Origin of the sequence: Actinomadura mexicana, from assembly GCF_900188105.1 — a bacterium.
In the GTDB taxonomy this organism is placed as follows: domain Bacteria; phylum Actinomycetota; class Actinomycetes; order Streptosporangiales; family Streptosporangiaceae; genus Spirillospora; species Spirillospora mexicana.
The window spans coordinates 95,863-111,602 of sequence record NZ_FZNP01000013.1 but is presented as its reverse complement, the minus strand read 5'-3'; the positions used below and the strand labels follow the sequence as shown (position 1 = coordinate 111,602).

General features: G+C 68.8%; 18 protein-coding genes and 2 pseudogenes. 9 read left to right on the top strand and 11 right to left on the bottom strand.

Annotation, left to right across the window (positions count from 1 at the left end; all coding sequences use genetic code 11):
- Positions 1-13 precede the first annotated feature (13 nt).
- Positions 14-991: a helix-turn-helix transcriptional regulator gene (locus CHC11_RS29400; RefSeq protein WP_089315098.1), complete on the top strand. Its 978-nt coding sequence runs from the start codon at positions 14-16 to the stop codon at positions 989-991.
- Between the two features lie 82 nt (positions 992-1,073).
- Here CHC11_RS29400 and CHC11_RS29395 read toward each other — a convergent pair whose 3' ends face one another.
- The gene (locus CHC11_RS29395) at positions 1,074-1,931 is read right to left on the bottom strand and encodes a restriction system modified-DNA reader domain-containing protein (RefSeq protein WP_143227363.1); all 858 of its coding nucleotides are present in this window, start codon (positions 1,929-1,931) and stop codon (positions 1,074-1,076) included.
- A 274-nt stretch (positions 1,932-2,205) separates the two neighbouring features.
- Between CHC11_RS29395 and CHC11_RS41680 the strand changes: the two genes are divergently transcribed.
- The gene (locus CHC11_RS41680) at positions 2,206-2,364 is read left to right on the top strand and encodes a hypothetical protein (protein WP_179279067.1); all 159 of its coding nucleotides are present in this window, start codon (positions 2,206-2,208) and stop codon (positions 2,362-2,364) included.
- Between the two features lie 4 nt (positions 2,365-2,368).
- On the opposite strand, the gene CHC11_RS29390 is transcribed toward CHC11_RS41680, so the two are convergent.
- The 5 genes from CHC11_RS29390 to CHC11_RS29370 all read right to left on the bottom strand — a co-directional run bounded on the left by CHC11_RS29390 (position 2,369) and on the right by CHC11_RS29370 (position 5,863).
- The gene (locus tag CHC11_RS29390) at positions 2,369-3,421 is read right to left on the bottom strand and encodes a methyltransferase domain-containing protein (protein WP_179279066.1); all 1,053 of its coding nucleotides are present in this window, start codon (positions 3,419-3,421) and stop codon (positions 2,369-2,371) included.
- A gap of 80 nt (positions 3,422-3,501) precedes the next feature.
- Positions 3,502-4,464: an MvdC/MvdD family ATP grasp protein gene (locus CHC11_RS29385; protein ID WP_089315095.1), complete on the bottom strand. Its 963-nt coding sequence runs from the start codon at positions 4,462-4,464 to the stop codon at positions 3,502-3,504.
- Positions 4,464-4,721: a hypothetical protein gene (locus tag CHC11_RS29380; RefSeq protein WP_089315094.1), complete on the bottom strand. Its 258-nt coding sequence runs from the start codon at positions 4,719-4,721 to the stop codon at positions 4,464-4,466. Before CHC11_RS29380 ends, CHC11_RS29385 begins: the two co-directional genes overlap by 1 nt.
- A gap of 147 nt (positions 4,722-4,868) precedes the next feature.
- Positions 4,869-5,054: a DUF397 domain-containing protein gene (locus CHC11_RS29375; protein WP_089315093.1), complete on the bottom strand. Its 186-nt coding sequence runs from the start codon at positions 5,052-5,054 to the stop codon at positions 4,869-4,871.
- On the bottom strand, positions 5,051-5,863 hold the full coding sequence (locus CHC11_RS29370) for a helix-turn-helix domain-containing protein (protein ID WP_281258384.1): 813 nt from the start codon (positions 5,861-5,863) through the stop codon (positions 5,051-5,053). The genes CHC11_RS29375 and CHC11_RS29370 overlap by 4 nt, the downstream gene beginning before the upstream one ends.
- A 99-nt stretch (positions 5,864-5,962) precedes the next feature.
- Between CHC11_RS29370 and CHC11_RS29365 the strand changes: the two genes are divergently transcribed.
- Positions 5,963-6,391: an ATP-binding protein gene (locus CHC11_RS29365; protein ID WP_089315091.1), complete on the top strand. Its 429-nt coding sequence runs from the start codon at positions 5,963-5,965 to the stop codon at positions 6,389-6,391.
- Between the two features lie 66 nt (positions 6,392-6,457).
- Positions 6,458-6,844: pseudogene (locus CHC11_RS29360) on the top strand (transposase family protein); the annotation flags it as partial.
- Between the two features lie 165 nt (positions 6,845-7,009).
- On the opposite strand, the gene CHC11_RS29355 reads toward CHC11_RS29360, so the two are convergent.
- Positions 7,010-7,492: a hypothetical protein gene (locus CHC11_RS29355; RefSeq protein ID WP_089315089.1), complete on the bottom strand. Its 483-nt coding sequence runs from the start codon at positions 7,490-7,492 to the stop codon at positions 7,010-7,012.
- Between the two features lie 182 nt (positions 7,493-7,674).
- On the opposite strand from CHC11_RS29355, the pseudogene CHC11_RS42935 reads away from it, so the two are divergent.
- Positions 7,675-7,892, top strand: a pseudogene (locus CHC11_RS42935) (helix-turn-helix domain-containing protein); the annotation flags it as partial.
- Positions 7,893-8,087: 195 nt separating this feature from the next.
- Here CHC11_RS42935 and CHC11_RS29345 read toward each other — a convergent pair.
- Positions 8,088-9,515: an MFS transporter gene (locus tag CHC11_RS29345; protein WP_089315087.1), complete on the bottom strand. Its 1,428-nt coding sequence runs from the start codon at positions 9,513-9,515 to the stop codon at positions 8,088-8,090.
- Between the two features lie 131 nt (positions 9,516-9,646).
- Here CHC11_RS29345 and CHC11_RS29340 point away from each other — a divergent pair, with 131 nt between their 5' ends.
- Complete coding sequence (locus CHC11_RS29340; RefSeq protein ID WP_179279065.1) at positions 9,647-10,144, top strand: winged helix-turn-helix transcriptional regulator; 498 nt, start codon at positions 9,647-9,649, stop codon at positions 10,142-10,144.
- Positions 10,145-10,315: 171 nt separating this feature from the next.
- On the opposite strand, the gene CHC11_RS29335 is transcribed toward CHC11_RS29340, so the two are convergent.
- Positions 10,316-11,071 (bottom strand): carboxymuconolactone decarboxylase family protein, encoded by a 756-nt coding sequence (locus tag CHC11_RS29335; RefSeq protein WP_089315085.1) that lies wholly within the window; start codon positions 11,069-11,071, stop codon positions 10,316-10,318.
- A gap of 106 nt (positions 11,072-11,177) precedes the next feature.
- Between CHC11_RS29335 and CHC11_RS29330 the strand changes: the two genes are divergently transcribed.
- The 3 genes from CHC11_RS29330 (at position 11,178) to CHC11_RS29325 (ending at position 12,976) form a co-directional block, all read left to right on the top strand.
- Positions 11,178-11,729: a TetR/AcrR family transcriptional regulator gene (locus CHC11_RS29330; RefSeq protein ID WP_089315084.1), complete on the top strand. Its 552-nt coding sequence runs from the start codon at positions 11,178-11,180 to the stop codon at positions 11,727-11,729.
- Positions 11,730-12,298: 569 nt separating this feature from the next.
- Positions 12,299-12,436, top strand: coding sequence for a hypothetical protein (locus CHC11_RS41675; protein WP_179279064.1), 138 nt, complete (start codon positions 12,299-12,301; stop codon positions 12,434-12,436).
- A 213-nt stretch (positions 12,437-12,649) separates the two neighbouring features.
- Positions 12,650-12,976, top strand: a complete 327-nt coding sequence (locus CHC11_RS29325) for a rhodanese-like domain-containing protein (RefSeq protein WP_089315083.1) — start codon at positions 12,650-12,652, stop codon at positions 12,974-12,976.
- Between the two features lie 64 nt (positions 12,977-13,040).
- Here the strand turns inward: CHC11_RS29325 and CHC11_RS29320 are convergent, their stop codons facing one another.
- Together CHC11_RS29320 and CHC11_RS29315 are read right to left on the bottom strand one after the other, a co-directional pair.
- Positions 13,041-14,972: an ABC transporter permease gene (locus tag CHC11_RS29320; protein WP_089315082.1), complete on the bottom strand. Its 1,932-nt coding sequence runs from the start codon at positions 14,970-14,972 to the stop codon at positions 13,041-13,043.
- A 3-nt stretch (positions 14,973-14,975) separates the two neighbouring features.
- Positions 14,976-15,734 (bottom strand): ABC transporter ATP-binding protein, encoded by a 759-nt coding sequence (locus CHC11_RS29315; RefSeq protein ID WP_089315081.1) that lies wholly within the window; start codon positions 15,732-15,734, stop codon positions 14,976-14,978.
- Positions 15,735-15,740: the final 6 nt, after the last annotated feature.

Here is a 15,740-nt window from a genome sequence, read left to right as displayed (position 1 = left end):
CCACAATGACGCCATGTTGGAGACTTCCGCGCGGCTGCTGCGCCTGCTGTCGCTCCTGCAGGCGCGCACGGACTGGACCGGCGCCGAACTCGCCGACCGGCTGGAGGTCGGCCTGCGCACCGTGCGGCGCGACGTCGAACGGCTGCGCGAGCTGGGCTATCCGGTGGACGCCACCCCGGGAGTGGCCGGCGGGTACCGGCTCGGGGCGGGGGCCGCGTTGCCGCCGCTGCTGCTCGACGACGAGGAGGCCGTGGCGGTGGCGATCAGCCTGCGTATGGCCGCGACGGGCAGCGTCGCGGGCTTGGAGGAGGGTGCGGTGCGCGCGCTGGCGAAGCTCCAGCAGCTCCTGCCGTCCCGGCTGCGACACCGCGTGGAGGCGTTCCGCACGGCGACCGTGGCGCTGCCCGGGGCGGCCGATCCGGGGGTCGGCGCCGATCTGCTGGCGGCGATCGCCGCCGCGTGCCGCGACCGGCGCCGCGTGCGCCTGCGCTACCGGGGGCGCGAGGGGGTCACCGTGCGCGAGGTCGAGCCGCACCGGCTGGTGCACACCCCGCGCCGGTGGTACCTGGTGGCGTGGGACGTGGTCAAGGACGACTGGCGCACCTTCCGGGTCGACCGGATCGAGGAGCCGCTCGGGCCGCCGGGGGCGCGCTCCACGCCGCGCACGCCGCCCGAGGAGGACACCGCCGCCTACGTCTCGCGCGCCATCACCTCGGCGCCGTACACGTACCAGGCCCGCGTCCTCTTCCAGGCCCCGCTGGAGGAGGTGGCCCCCCACACCTCGCCCGGCGCCGGACGGCTGGAGGCCGTGGACGCGCGCACCTGCCTGTTCACGGCCGGCTCGAACTCGCTGCGCGAGCTGGCGGTGCACCTGGCGGTGAAGGGGTTCGACTTCGAGGTGCTGGAGCCGCCCGAGCTGGTCCCGGTGCTGCGCGAGGTCCGCGACCGCCTCGACCGCGCCGCGACCACGTCGGACGCGGGTTCCGATTGAGACCAGGTCAGAGGTGTCTCAGTTGAAGCCCCGCGATCACTACCCCTTGATGGCGGGTGGCTCACAACGCTTCCTTCGCGGCTCAGTCTGCGGAGGGCGCGTTGAGACGCTCTCGGAGGAACGCGAGGGTGATCCTGCCGGTCTCGCTCTTCACCGCCCAGAATGTCCAGCCGTTCTCGTCACCCTGGGTGACATAGTCGGCCGCGCCCGAGGGGCTGCCGAAGATGCGCCCGTCGTGCTCGATGCGCCCGTCGGGCAAGACCGTTGCTTCAGCTGGGTGAGCCCGGCTGGTGGAGACGAGTTTCGCTTGTGGTTCAAGGAGGCCTGCAACCAGGAGGTCTCGCACCGTGCCGTGAATCCTCCGCCTGACCCTCTTGCCGTCACCGCTCGACATTTGCGGGGCGAGGGGCGTCTGTTCGGTTCTCACGCTGGGCGGCGCGGTGTCGTAGCCGAGGAGACGCAGGACGCGGACGAACGGAATGACGCAGGATTCGAGCATCTGGCGATCGTGTGGCGGAAGCGTTTCGTCGACCGGGCGGCGCATGTTGTGGAGACGGGCGCTCGAGGCCGCGTTGAGGAGGTCGTACAGGCGCCCCTCAAGCCATCCGACCTGGGCCGAGTGGAAGCCGTACTTAGTGTCCCTGCGTACCAGGACAGCGCGCGACCAGTGGTCTTTCTGGCTGAGGTGGGTCGATAGCCGAGATCTGATGCCCGCAGGAGCCTTGCCTACGTAGGCGCCCCACGTTCCGTCGGAGGCGGTGGGGTCGAGGAGTGCGTAGACACCGGCTACGTCCCAGTCGGAGCCGACAGTTCTTGCCCCCGCGCGTTCCACGATGGCCATACGCAGGGCGAAATGATCGATGTAGACATCGATCGGCTCCTGGGCCGATCCGGGGATGACCACGTTCGTCGCTAGGCTGTCGACCGCACCGATCTTCAAGATTCCCTCCAAGCTTTTCAGAAATCGTACGGCCGGGCGGCGCATGCGCTGGTGCCTCTGAATGATCTGGCCCGCTTGAGACGGCAAACCGTGACCCTCAGTGGAAATAGCCCGTGGTTTCACGGGGGCGCACCCCTTAACGGTCGACGGCGCCCCCGACTGACTGGGACGCTAAGGAAGTTGATGCCCAAGTCGGCAGACCCCTAGGAAGAATACGGCGAAGTAGATATCCTGCAACGTTCGTCGTAATGCTCGGGGTGCGAGGTGATGAGATATGGCCGACTCGTTCGGAGAGCGGGCAAGGCGGTCGCGGAACTTCGGGTTCCTGCTGCGGCATGAGCCTCTGCTGGTGGTGGACGGTGCGGCCGCTGAGACCGATATCTACAGCGACCCGGACGGCGGCCATGGACGCGAGGGGATGTGCGCCTGCTGAGCGGCTACGGCTGTCCGGGGGCGGGCCAGCTCTCGCCTTCGGGCGTCTGGAACCACAGGCGGTGCTGGTCGTGGCCGATGGTGAGGCCGAACGCTTCGACGTCGGGGCGGTCGTGCGCGGTCCACCAGGCGTGGGCGTTTTCGACTTGACGCCAGATGTCGGATGGGCCGCCGTGCTCGACCTTGGCGGGGGCGTCGCCCGAAATATTCGCCCATGAGCCGTCAGGAGTGGTGAGCCGGGTCGTGGTGGTACCAGGGAAGGCGTTGACGCCGGGAAGGCGCTGCCAGACCAGCAGGGACAGCCCAGGAGTGCGGAGGGCGTTGCGGCCGACGTCGCTGGTGCGGGTATGGGCGGTGCTGGTGTCGATGGGCACGCCTTCGGGGATGCCGGGTAGCGCGACGTCGCGACGGGCGGACATGAATCCCCAGGTGCAGGAGACCAGAGGGCCGGTCGCGGTGCCGTCGTCGGCCACGGTGAGGCGTGCGAGTGCCCCGGCCCATGTCATGCCGCGCGGCCGGACGTCGGCCAGGACGATGCCGCCGGGGCGGGTCTGGTCCACCCATGTGTTCGGGACGCGTTCGGTGGCCACGGTGGCTATGAGCCGATCGTAGGGAGCGCGGGCGGGGCAACCCCGGGCGCCGTCTCCCGCCATGAGTGAGGGGTGATAGCCGGCATCGGCCAGCCGCTTCCGGGCTAGGTTGATCAGGTGGGGGTCGATGTCCACACTGACGACCTGTGACGAGCCGAGCCGCTCGGACAGCAACGCGGCGTTGTAGCCGGTGCCGGTGCCGATCTCCAGAACGCTCATGCCGTCGGCCACGTCCAGGATCTGTAACATCCGGAGCATCAGACTCGGGCGGGTGCTGGAGCTGGTGGACCACAGCATGCCGGGCTGATCGGGGTGTTCCTTGCGCTGGGTGACGAGCGTGTCGTTGGAGTAGGCGAGTCGAAGCCAGCGCGGGTCCGTGGCGTCCACCAGGTCGGGCGGGTCGTCGTCGGAGTAGAAGGCGGGGACGAAAACGTGGCGGGGAACGCGGGCGACTGTCCTGCGCCACACAGGCTCGGTGATAGCGCCTTGGTCGCTGAGCAAATCGGCTAGGGCTTGTGCGTGGGTTCGCCATGTGTCGGGTGGGACGGTCATGCTGCGGCCCCTAGAAGGGTGTCGGCGATGGCGTCGGAGATGGGTGCCCCAGTGCGTTCCTGCAGCCAGGCCCATTGGGCGCCGGGGCCGCATTCTAGGAACCACCATGCCCCGTCGTCGGTCACCGCGAAGTCGAACACACCCAACGCCAGGTCGAGCGCCGAGAGGTAGGCGTGGCAGGCATCGGCCACGTCGGAGGGGACGGCGATGACGGCGTAGCTGAGGGTGTCATAGGCGGTGCGGAAGTCCTGACGTCCGTGCAGGTCTTCGGTGAAGATCGCGACAGCGTGCGCCTGGCCGCCGGCGGTGGCGACCAGGCGGACGTCATGGCTTTTGCGGATGTTGGCTTGGAAGAGGTGCAAGGTGGTGGACACCCGGGTGTCGAGGGCGTCCGGGTCCACGGGTGTGGTGTAGATCAGCTTCACCCGGTCGGCCTCGCTGACCAGCTTGTGCATAGTGGCTTTGTAGACCACGCCCTCACAGCAACGGGCGAACGTCTCGGCGTCGCTGGGGCTGTTGGTGAGCAGACTCGCGGGGAGGGTGAAGCCGCAGCGGGCGGCTGTGGCCATCTGGAGCGGCCGGTACTCGGCGTCGGCCAACCGTGCCGGGTGCGATACCCAACGGGCGGGCAGCGACATGAACACCCCGCCGAAACCGAACCGGGCTTCCACGGTGGCGAATCGCCGTTCCGGCTCGCTTAAGGTGGCCGGGAATCGAAACGGTTGCGGTTGCCGGTAGTACACCGCCGTGACGTCTTCTAGTGGGATGACTCCGTCGGGCGTGGTGAGGCGTCCCCGCCATCCTTCGCGGGCAAGGCGGAAACTCGCGCTGGACGCAGACGGAAACGAGGCGGTGTCGAACCGCATCACGCGGGCGCCGCGTTGAGCGAGCGCATCACGGACGTATGCCGCTTCCCCGTCGTCCTGCTCGGCGAGCAGGAGAACCAGCGAATCTGGCATCAGTCGGTCACCGTCTGTGTGTAGTCGTCCTTCTTGGTCTTGCTGTCGTCGGTGTACTCGGTTGCAACCTTCTCTTGCCGGGTGCTGGTGGGCTTACCGTGCTTGCCCATGGCCCGGACCGGGGCGGGATCGACGGCCTGGTCCATTCCCCACGGGCGAGCGTCGGGAGTCGGCTGCTGGGCGCTGACGGGCACAACGTGCCCCGGGAGGCCGAGTGGGAAGCGGTCACGAGCGTGAACCAACGGGCTCTCGGTCATGGTGGACGGTCCTCTAGAGCTGGTTTTTTGCCATATCGGCTCGCTCACTGCATGGCCTCCGCTTGGTGGGCCGGCCCTGGGGCCTTGCCTTCGACCAGTCGATTTCACCGTAGGTCGAAGGCGAGGCCGTCCGCGTTGGCGGGAGGGTTAGAGGTCCAGGTCTCCGCCCTTCACGCGGGTGATGAGCTGGGCGAAGCTTGTGGAGGTTAGGGTGAGGTGGCCGGTTTCGGGTGCCTTGCTGTCTCTGATGCCGCGTCCCTCTGCGAGAGCGGCTACCTCCACGCATTCGTTTCCGGACGCGTTGCTCCGACTGGCCTTCCGCCATTCGATCACTTCATGGCCTCCATAATCCGGGCGACATGACTCCGTGAGGCGGACGCTGACAAGGCTTCCGAGCCTATGAGGTCGAAGCGCCTTACGAAGTCGTCAAGCATCGTGGGGTCGTGCGTCAGTCTGCCACCTGTATTCGCTTCCATGTAGGCCGCAGACCAGTTTCCTCCGCTTAGAAGGGTGAACGAGCCGTCCAGGCCGATATGCGCCCCCACGTCGCGTGGCACAGTGCGAAGGATGACGTTTCGTCTGTGGCTAAGGGTTATCAGATGGGTGAGCTGTTGTCGCATGACCTCAGGTCCGCCGACCGGCTGTTCTAACGCCGCCTCGTTGAGCAGGATGCGCAGCTCGGGAGGCCTCTCTCGTTGGAGGACCGCTTGCCTCGCCATGCGTGCCGCAACGGCCGCTTCGACGTCCTCAATGATCTGGCCATCTTCAAGCAGCGTTCGGGCGTAGTCCTCGATCTGGAGCAGCCCAGGGATGATTGCGAGTGCCCAGTAGCTCACACAGGTCGCTTTCGCCTCCAAGGGAGTGTATTGGGACCACCAGCCTGGGTCGTGTGTTCTCACGGCTAATCGTCGAAGCCGGGTGAAATGGCCGCGAGTGCGCCAAACCAGGTCTAAAGTTTCGGCGTGCTTCATGGGTAGGTTTTCGCGGCCCGATTCCCAGTTCGAAACGTGAGATTTAGTCACACCCAGAAGTCTTCCCAGGGCTTCCTGTGTCATGTTCCTTTCTGTGCGCCATATGCGCAGGTCAGAGGCAAGCCAGTGCCAGTGATCGTTGTCTGGATCAAGGTCATTCGCGGAAGTCAATCAAGATCCCCAAAGTACAGGTCGGTTGATTGAATGATGCTGACTGTATCTGGAGGCGGCATTCTTTCGCCAGAGATTGGTCACGAAAGGTGGACCGGAATGAATGGCATTCGGGACTTGCGGGACAAGCGTCCGTCGAAGGCGCCCGACGAGTTCGCGCTTCGCTGGCGCGCTTATCCCGAGAGCGTGTATCTGACGCGGTCGCTCGTGTCGCAGGCGTGTGGGGCGTGGGGGTTGCCGCATCTCGACTATGTCGGGCGGACGATCATGTCGGAGTTGGCGACGAACGCCGTGGTGCACGCCGTCGAGGGGCATGAGATCCAGGCGTGGGTCACACTCCTGGACGGTGCCGTCGAGTTCCGGGTGTGGGATCCGTCCCACGCGCCACCGGTCATGCCGGAGACCGATGTCGAGGCCGAGGGCGGGCGGGGCCTGATGATGGTGCGGCTCCTGGCGACCGGCGGCTGCGGATACCGGTACATCGACGGCGGTCGCGGCAAGGTCGTCTGGGCGCGGCTGGCCCTCTAGAACCCCTGCCCGTCCGGCGAGCGGACGCACCCGACCCCCTGGGGTGCGACCGCGCTTCCCCCCACCTCGCCGGACGGGCGGGCTCGAAGCCGGCAGGAGGCGGACGCCGCGACCTGGACCTCGGGGACGATGCCCGGCAAGATCCACGACCTCACCGCCGTCCGCGTCCGGGGCATCCTGCGCGCGCTGCAGAAGGCCGGAATCCTCACCCTGTCCGACAAGTCCTACCAAGGAGCCGAAGCCTCGGTCGTCATCCCGCCCTACAAGGGCAAGAACAAGCCCGAGTCGCAGAAGCAGGCCAACCGGGCGCACGCCAAGCTCCGCGGGCCCGGCGAACGCGCGAACGCCCAGCTCGAATCATGGCGAATCCTCCACAAGCTCCGCTGCAGCCCCAGCAAGGCCGGCCACCTGGTCAAGGCCATCGCCGTCCTGCAGAACTACGAGCTCACCTGAGGATGAAAAAGGGTCAGTCATGCCGGGCCCGAAGGCCAGCGGCCCTCGTGCAGGACCACGAAGGACATGACGGCCTCCATCCCTGAGCGGATTGGTGTGATGACCCCGGTGTCCGCCCGGACACCGGAACCGTCACGAGGATCGGAGGCCCCGCTCCTCATAGCATCAGATGATGTAAGAACCGACTTGGCGGCGTTCTTTGGAGGACAGCAACTCCAACGGCAGCAGCGGGATCGCCTCTCGGTTGGCCGCCAGGTAGCAAAGCAGCACCAGCGCGCTGCCGTCCTCGTCCTTGAACAGCAGCCAATGCGCGAGGTCCACCGAGCCGCTGGAGAAACCGGACGAGTGCATCACCGGATCCAGCATCGCCATGTAACCCTCCGGAAGCAGTTTCTTGCGAATCTTCCGGAAGTTCGCCGACGGGAAGGAACTGATCATCAGGAACAGCTGCCCGAACGTCTGAGTATGGTGCATAATCCGCCCGGGCGTGACCGGGACCGGAGCTCGCACAACATGGTCGATCAGGTTCGGATGGGCGAGCCACCGCCAGGTCTCCCGAGAGGTCACCGTATCCGGAAGCTTGTCCTCCATACGCTCCAGGTGTACAGGCAGCCACTCCCGCGCCCACTCGTTGATGAAAGCCTCCACTGATCAACCCCGCCGGCCCCCGATTCTTCCGGACGCGGCCCACCGCATGTCAAGCCCGCAGGGCGCTCCCGCCCCTGGCGCGAGGGGGAGTCTGAGTATTCCGGCCCGCAGAGATGCCGCATGGGCGGTGCCGACTCACACTGAGCCTTTCTCAGCGGCAGTTCGGTGTGCGCTGATCGACCCTGGCCTACGCCACCGGTGTCGTCCGCCGCCACCGCCAGGCCCTCGGCAGCAAGGGCCGGTGCCTACCCCCGGGAACGCAGGCACTGATGACCCTGGTCTACCTGCGCAAGGGCGAGACCTACGCCGAGCTGGGCGCCGGATTCGCCGTCTCATCCCCACCGCGTGGCGCTACGTCAGCGAGGCCGTCGACCTGCTCGCCGCCCGCGCACCCAAACTCATCCTGCTGAAGCTGCGCTGCTGCCTCCATCGTGCCGCCCGCCTCGCCAAGGCCATCCACACCCTGCAAATCCGCGAGACCTCATCACGCTGAAAAAGGCTCAGTGTACGCCGCTTCGACTGGGTAATTACCATTTGTTTAGCCCGCCCGCTGAGGTGAATTCCTGTAGGGCGGCGACGAGCGGAACGTCGTCGGTCAAGCCGCCGGTCTGGACCGGCGGGTCGCGCGCACGGGTGTGATGCCGAGCGCGGTGACGGCACTGAGGGCCGCGGCGAGGGCGATGAACCACCAGCCGTGCCGGAAGGTCGTCGGCAGGTGATCGGACGAGCCGTCGAGGGAGCCGAGGACGGCGATCAGGACGGCGACGCCGAGGACGTAGCCGAGCTGCCGGCAGGTGTTCACCACGGCGCTGCCGGTGGCGGCCTGGGTCTTCGGCAGATCTTTCGTGGCGGCACCGATCATGCTGGGCAGGGCCAGGCCGATGCCGATGCCGACGATGATCCATCCCGGCAGGATCTGCGTCAGGTAGCGCGGGTCGGTGGAGGCGCCCGCGGCGAGCATCAGCGTGCCGACGCAGAACAGCAGATTGCCCAGGGCCACCAGGAGACCGACCGGCATACGCCGCACCAGTCGCTGGCCGACGGCAGCGAAGATCGGCACCATCAGCGGCCCTGGAGCGATGGCGAGTCCGGTGCGGATCTCGGAGAACCCGGCGGCGTTCTCCAGCCACAGCACGACGCTGAAGAAGAGCGCGCCGAACGCGGTGCAGAACACCAGCACGGTGACGTTGGCCCACACGAAGGTCCGCACCCGGAACAGCGCCGGGTCGATGACCGGATCGGGACGCCGTGAGATCCGGGCGGCGATGACGGCGATGCCGAGGATCGCGACGCCGAAGGCGGTCAGGGTCCTGGCGTCCGCCCAGTCCCATTCGTCGCCCTTCACCAGGCCGAGCGCGGCCGCGCCGATCGCGACGGCGAGGACGGCCGCGCCGGTGAGGTCGGGCGACCGGACGACGGACTCGTCACGGCTGTCCGGGACCAGGCGCTGCGCGGCGACGAAGGCCAGCAGCCCGACGGGCAGGTTGATCAGGAAGATCCAGTGCCAGGACACCTGGAGCAGAACGCCGCCGGCGACGGGGCCGAGGGCACCGGCGAGGGAACTGGTGGTCGCCCAGATCTTCACCGCGCCCGCGCGCCTTTCGGGAGGCAGCGCGGTGAGCATGAGTCCGAGGCTGGCCGGGGTGAGCGCGGCGGCGCCGGCCGCCTGCAGAACTCGGAACGCCACCAGCCACCACAGTGAGGGAGCGAACGCGCACGCGGCACTGGCCAGGGTGAACAGGGCCAGGCCGACCAGGAATCCCCTCTTGCGGCTGTGCCGGTCGGCCAGACGTCCGGCCGGGATCAGCAGCGCCGCGTAGACGATGGCGTACGCGTTGAGAACCCAGCTGAGGTCCGGCAACGACGCGCCCGGGAAGCTGCGCCCGATGGCGGTGAACGCGACGTTGACCACGAAGACGTCGAGCATGGCCATGAACGCCGCCGCGCAGAGCACGACGACGATGGCGGTCGGGCGTTCAATCCGGGCCGGTGACGTCCGGGCCGTCAGTGCGTCAGGGGGCATGAGGGATTCCAATCCGGGTGGGGTCCTGGGTCCGCCGGTCGAACTCGCCAGCGACATGCTGACTGACCCTTGGTATAGCCAGCAGGCGCTGACTATATCCCGGTTCAGTCACCGCGGATAGCATGGGGGCCATGTCTGCTGTCATGGAAGGCGCGCTCGCCGACCTCGGATCCTGGAAACCCGCCGATTGCTCGCTGGTCAAGGCCCTGGAGGTCGTGGGAACCCGGTCGGCGCTGCTGATACTGCGCGAGTGCTACTACGGCACCACCCGCTTCGGCGGCTTCGCGCAGCGCGTCGGCATCACCGAACGGGCCGCCGCGAAGCAACTGCGCCAGCTCACCGAGGCCGGTCTCCTCGCCAAGCGCCCCTACCGAGACGAGGGTGACCGCACTCGCGAGGAGTATGTCCTGACCGAGATGGGCCGCGACCTACTGCCGGCCGTCCTCGGCCTCATCCAGTGGGGCGACAAGCACCTCCACAACGGCCGTCCACCGGTTCTGCACGTCGAACACGACACCGGTACCGCCGTCCGGGTCGAGTTGCGCAGTGAAGCAGGAAACCCTGTCGCGCTGGAGGACATCGGCGTCCGTCGCAACCCCCGATGGCGGTCACCGTCCTCATCGTCCTGACATGGCCGCTGCCGAGCGCGGCGAACGACACATGCGCAACGCGCGATCTCTACCTTCGGCCAGCCGGTCTCGGGCAGCGTTGACCAGTTCGGGGTCGATGTCCACGCTGACGATCTGGGACGAGCCGAGCCGCTCCGACGGCAACGCGGCGTTGCAGCCGGTGCCGGTGGCCTACGGGTGGGGATAGGCGATCCGTCGTACCGCCGGGGCCGAGACCACCTGGACAGAAGTCTGCCCTGGCACGTCGATGTGGGCGAAACCACCCTCGAACGAGATCCGCACATCGCAGACGGTGGACACCGCCTCACCGGCCGCGTCGAGCACGGTGTACCCGTCGATGAGTTCGACCACGGTCGCCACTCGCCATCCGGTCGCCATCATCATCCCTGAGTCTTCCTCCTGCTGAACGTCTGGTGCTTGGGGGAAGTCGAGTTCCGGTCGGGCAAGGTGATTGAAGTAGTTGGAGAAGGTGTGGAGCGCGACATGTGCCGTCACCTCGGCGAGCTCAGTGTCGGTGACTCCCGCGTCCCGTATCTGTCCGAGTACCTCATCGGCCACCCGGCCGCGGGTGCGCATGATCTCGCGGGCGGTCCGCAGGAGGGCCTGGGTGTGGGGGTCCTTTGACTCCGCCCGGCGCGCCGCGCGGAGTTCCTCTTCGGTGATCTTCATCAGGCCGCCCCGCACGGTGTGCGCGGACACGCAGTAGGCGCAGGAGTTCTCGGCGGCGACGAGCAGCGCGAGGAGCTCACCTGTGCGCGCGCCGAGCACACCGCGGGTGAGAGCGTCACGGAACGCCAGGTAACCGCGCAGTGCCGCCGGACTGGCGGCCATCGATCGGTAGAGGTTCGGCACTCGGCCGAGTTGCCTCTGCACGGCGTCCAGAAGTTCGCGCTGTTCCTCGACGGTGGCTTGGGGGATCCGGGGCATGGCAGCCTCATCCTTGACATGGCGACGGTACCGATCGGTACCGTCTGGCGGTCAGGACGGTACTGCTCAGTTCCGTTTCGGTCAAGCGGGCCTGTATTCTCACGGCATGCCCACCCGAGCCCGCGAACGCCTGATGTCGACGGCGGAGGAACTCTTCTACGCCGAGGGCATCCGCGCTGTTGGCATCGAGCGCATCCTGGAGGTTTCGGGCGTCGGCCGGGCGTCCTTCTACCGCCATTTCCCCGGGAAGGACGACCTGGTCGTCGAAATCCTTCGGCACCGTGACAGTGCTTGGCGCCGGTGGCTGGCGGACAGCGTCGCGGCGATCGGCGCGCCGGCCGAGCAGCGCCCTCTGGCCGTTTTCGCCGCCCTGGCCGAGCGCTTCGGCCGACGTGACTTCCGCGGCTGCGCCTTCATCAACACGATGGTCGAGGCCGCCGATGTCGACAGCCCCGCGCACCTGGTGGCGGTGGAGCACAAGCAGAAGGTCAGCGCCTACCTGGACGAACTGCTCGCGGAGGCGGGACGAACCGACCACGCCGCGCTCGCCGAAGCCTTCATCCTGCTCATCGACGGTGCGATCGTGACGGCGCTGCGGGAGGGCACTCCCGATGCCGCTTGGCGCGCGCGGACCATCGCCGCCGCGTTGCTCTCCTGACGGCTTTCTCGCACCGTTCAGTCCGAAAGCGCGCAGGCCGGCCGGTGCTCGGGCTTGGGCTCCACGAACAGTGCGTTGCGTCCGGCGGCGTCTGCTCAAAAGTCAGCGTGACCACCTCATGGACCTTGTCCAGGAGGATCCAGGGCGGACGACCGAGGCGGGGCCCATCGGCCGGCCCGTGGAACGCCACAACGGATTTCAGGCGCAGAACACTAGATGTCCAGATCTCCGCGCTTCGCGCGGGTGATGAGCTGGAAGAAGCTGGCGGGGGAGAGAGCGAGGCGACGTCCACTTGCGAAAGGTTGCGTTCTTCGCGCCAAACCCGCAGGTCAACGGACAGCCAGTGCCGCAGGTTGTGATCGGGGTCGAGGCGATCCACTCGTGCCATTCAAGATCCTTCGCTTGGGGATCACTGAAACGCGACAAGCGGAACCGGGCGGCGGGAAGGTGTGGGCAGGGTTCAGGGAGAAGGATGGCCCGGGATGAATGGCATTCAGGACAGGCGGGACAAGCGTCCGTCAAAGGCGCCTAACGAGTTCGGGCTTCGGTGGCGGGCACATCCGGAGAGCGTGTATCTGACGCGTTCGCTCGTGTCGGAGGCGTGTGAGGCGTGGGGGCTGGTGCGGCTCTTGGCGACCGGCGGCTGCGGATACCGGCACATCAGCGGCGGTCGCGGCAAGGTCGTCTGGGCGCGGCCGACCCTCTAGAACCCCCGCCCGTCCGGCGAGCGGACGCACCCGACCCCCTGGGGTGCGACCTCGCTTCCCCCCACCTTCGCCGGACGGGCGGGTGGCCGACTGGTAGGCCCCCGATCGGGCTCTCGTCGCGAGCTTCGGGTTCTGCGGCGCCTTGTAAACGGACTACAGTCCGGTACGATGGCAATAACCGGACCGCAGTCCTAAACTCTTGGAGGGTACGGCATGACCGCACTCATCACCCGCGACGAGCTGAAGGCAGCGATCGAGGCGGGCTCCGTGACCGTCCTCGACACCCTGGGCGGGGAGCACTACGCCAAGCAGCACCTGCCCGGCGCCCGCGAGCTTGTCCTGGCCGACGTCGACGCCCGGGCGCCGTCCCTGCTCCCCGACCGCGACGCCGCGATCGTCACCTACTGCTCCAACCCGGGGTGCGCCAACAGCGGGCAGGTCGCCGACCGGCTCACCGGCCTCGGCTACACCAACGTCCGCAAGTACCGCGAGGGCATCCAGGACTGGGTGGAGGCCGGCCTTCCCACCGAGTCCGCCTGACGCCGCCCGGGGGAGGTCGAGCGCATGGCCCGACCCCGCCCTATGGACGGGCTCACGTGGGGCTTCAGTCGCGGGCGGCGACCAGGGCCGTGGGGGACGGCCTGGTCGCGGCCAGGGCGGTGAGGGCGGCGGCTGCCGCGGTGACGGCCAGGGACACTGCGATCAGGAATCCGAGCAAGGTCCACGGCACGGCGAGGATACGCACGCCCTGCATCGCCGGGAGGAAGCCCGCCAAGGCCCCCGCCGCGACCAGGACCCCCAGGGACAGGCCGATGAAGGTGACCGCGGCGGACTCGATGACGGCCATCCGGACGACCTGGGCGCGGGTCAGGCCGGTGGCGCGGGCGACGGCGAACTCCGTGCGGCGCTCGGCGGCGGCGATCACGACGGCGTTGACGACCGCGATGGCGGCGTACAGGCCGGACATGCCCATCAGGACGGACATGATCCCCGTGGTGCCGCGCTGCTGGTCCGCCACTCTGGCGTCGGCCCACTCGTGGAGGGTGCGCACCTCGCCGAGTCCGGCGGCGCGGATCCGGGCGGCGACGGCCTGCGGCGACGTCCCGGGCGCGACCTGGACCAGGGTCTCGGTGGGCGCGCCCGCGAGCATCTCGGCGGGGACGAGGTCGCGCGGCACCAGGAAGTTGTCGCTTCCGTTCTCCAGTACTTCCGGCAGGCGCGCGACCGTGCGCAGCTTGAGCTTGCTGGAGCCGATCCGTGCCGTGGCCGTACCGCTGCGGACGCCGGTGCCGGCCATGCCGGGGCCGATCGCGATGGTGCGTCCGCGCAGCGCGTCGAGGGAGCCGGAGAGCAGGGTGAGGCGGTGGGTGCGCCGGTAGGCGGTGCCGTCCACGGCGGTGATCCCCGAGTGGTGCGTCCGCCGGTAGGAGCGTTGGCCCACACGATGCCGGGACGTCACCGACATCTCGACCTGGCTCTGCGGGGACGCCAGGGCGACGCCCGGGACCTGCGGGAGCCGGGCCGCGGCGGCTCCGGTCGAGGTGACCACCAGGTCGGCGGCGGTGATCCGTTCGAGGTCCGCGCCGGTGGCGCGGGCCAGTGAGTTCAGCGCGCCGGTCAGGCCGACGAGCAGGCCGACGAGGACGATGACGGGCGCGGCCGTCGAGGCGCTGCGCCGGACGGCGTCGCGCAGGTTCGCCTGCGCCAGTTCACCGAGCACCCCGGTGCGCAGCACGGTCCCGAGCACGTGGCCGACCAGCGGGACGGCGAGGGGGCTCAGCGCGCTGAGGGCGATCGACCCGAACACCGACACGCCCATCGCGATCAGCAGGACGCCGAGCAGGTCGGCGCCGTGCCCGGCCGTGACCAGCATGATCGTCAGCGCGAGCGAGGACAGGCCCGACAGCCAGCGGCCGACGGTCATCACCCGGGTCGCGCGCGGGGCGTCGCGTAGGGCGTCCAAGGGACGCACCCGGGCCGCCCGGTAGGAGGCCGACAGCACCCCGAAGACGGCGACGCCGATGCCCACGCTCGGTGACAGCAGCAGGACCCCGGGGGACCAGTGCGCGGAGAAGTCGCGGGGGAGCAGCCCGATCCCGATCAGCAGCCGGGCCTGGAGCCAGGTGCCCGGCACGCCCAGCAGGATCCCGAGGACGCTGCCCGCCAGCCCCAGCAGGAACGCCTCGCCCAGCAGCAGCCTGACCAGTTGGGGACGGCTCCCGCCGAGCATGCGCAGCAGAGCCAGGTCCTTGCGCCGCTGCTCCACGGCGAAGGCGAACGTCGAGCCCACGATGAACACCGCCAGGAACATCGCCAGTGGTGTGGCCATGCCCAGCAGCGTCGCCGCCCCCACGTACCCCTCCCGGATCTGCTCGGCCGTCCTGCCGGAGGTGCCCGGCGGGATCTTCGGCTCGCCCGTCGAGAGCAGCACGAGCACCGACGACTGGACCAGCGCCACGCCCAGGGAGACGGTCAGCAGCGCCCCGGCGAACAGCGGCCAGCGGTCCCGGACGGTGCTGGCGGAGATGCGCAGCACGTGTCAGCCCTCCAACCGGGTGAGCCGTTCGGCGACCTGGGCGGCGGACGGGCGGATCAGGCGGTCGGCGACGCGGCCGTCCGACAGGAACACGACCGCGTCGGCGCTCGCCGCCGCGACCGGGTCGTGGGTGACCATCACGACGGTCTGCCCGGCGGTGTCGACCATGCGGCGCAGCAGCCGCAGGACCGTGCGGGCCGACCCGGTGTCCAGGGCTCCGGTGGGTTCGTCGGCGAACAGCACCGACGGCCGCGTCACCATCGCGCGGGCGATCGCCACGCGCTGCTGCTGCCCGCCCGACAGCTCGCGCGGACGGTGCCGCGCGCGGTCGGCCAGGCCCACATCGGCGAGGGCGGCCCGGACGTCCTTGCGCGACGGCCGGGCGCCGGCCAGCTTCAGCGGGAGCGCGACGTTCTGCTCGGCGGTGAGCGAGGCGATCAGGTTGAAGTTCTGGAAGACGAACCCCACGGCGCGGCGCCGCAGCTCCGTCAGGGTCGCGTCGGCGGCATGGGTGACGTCCCGCCCGGCGAGCACGACGCGGCCGGACGTCACCTTGTCGAGGCCCGCGGCGCAGTGCAGCAGGGTCGACTTCCCCGACCCCGAGGGGCCCATCACGGCCGTCCAGGAACCGGCGGGGAAGGTCACGCTGACGTCGGTCAGCGCCTGCACCCGTGCCTCGCCCGTCCCGTAGTGCCTGCTCACCTGGTAGAGCTGCACCGGCGCGACCGGGACGGCGGCGGGCGCTGGGCCGGGGCCCGCCATCGCGGG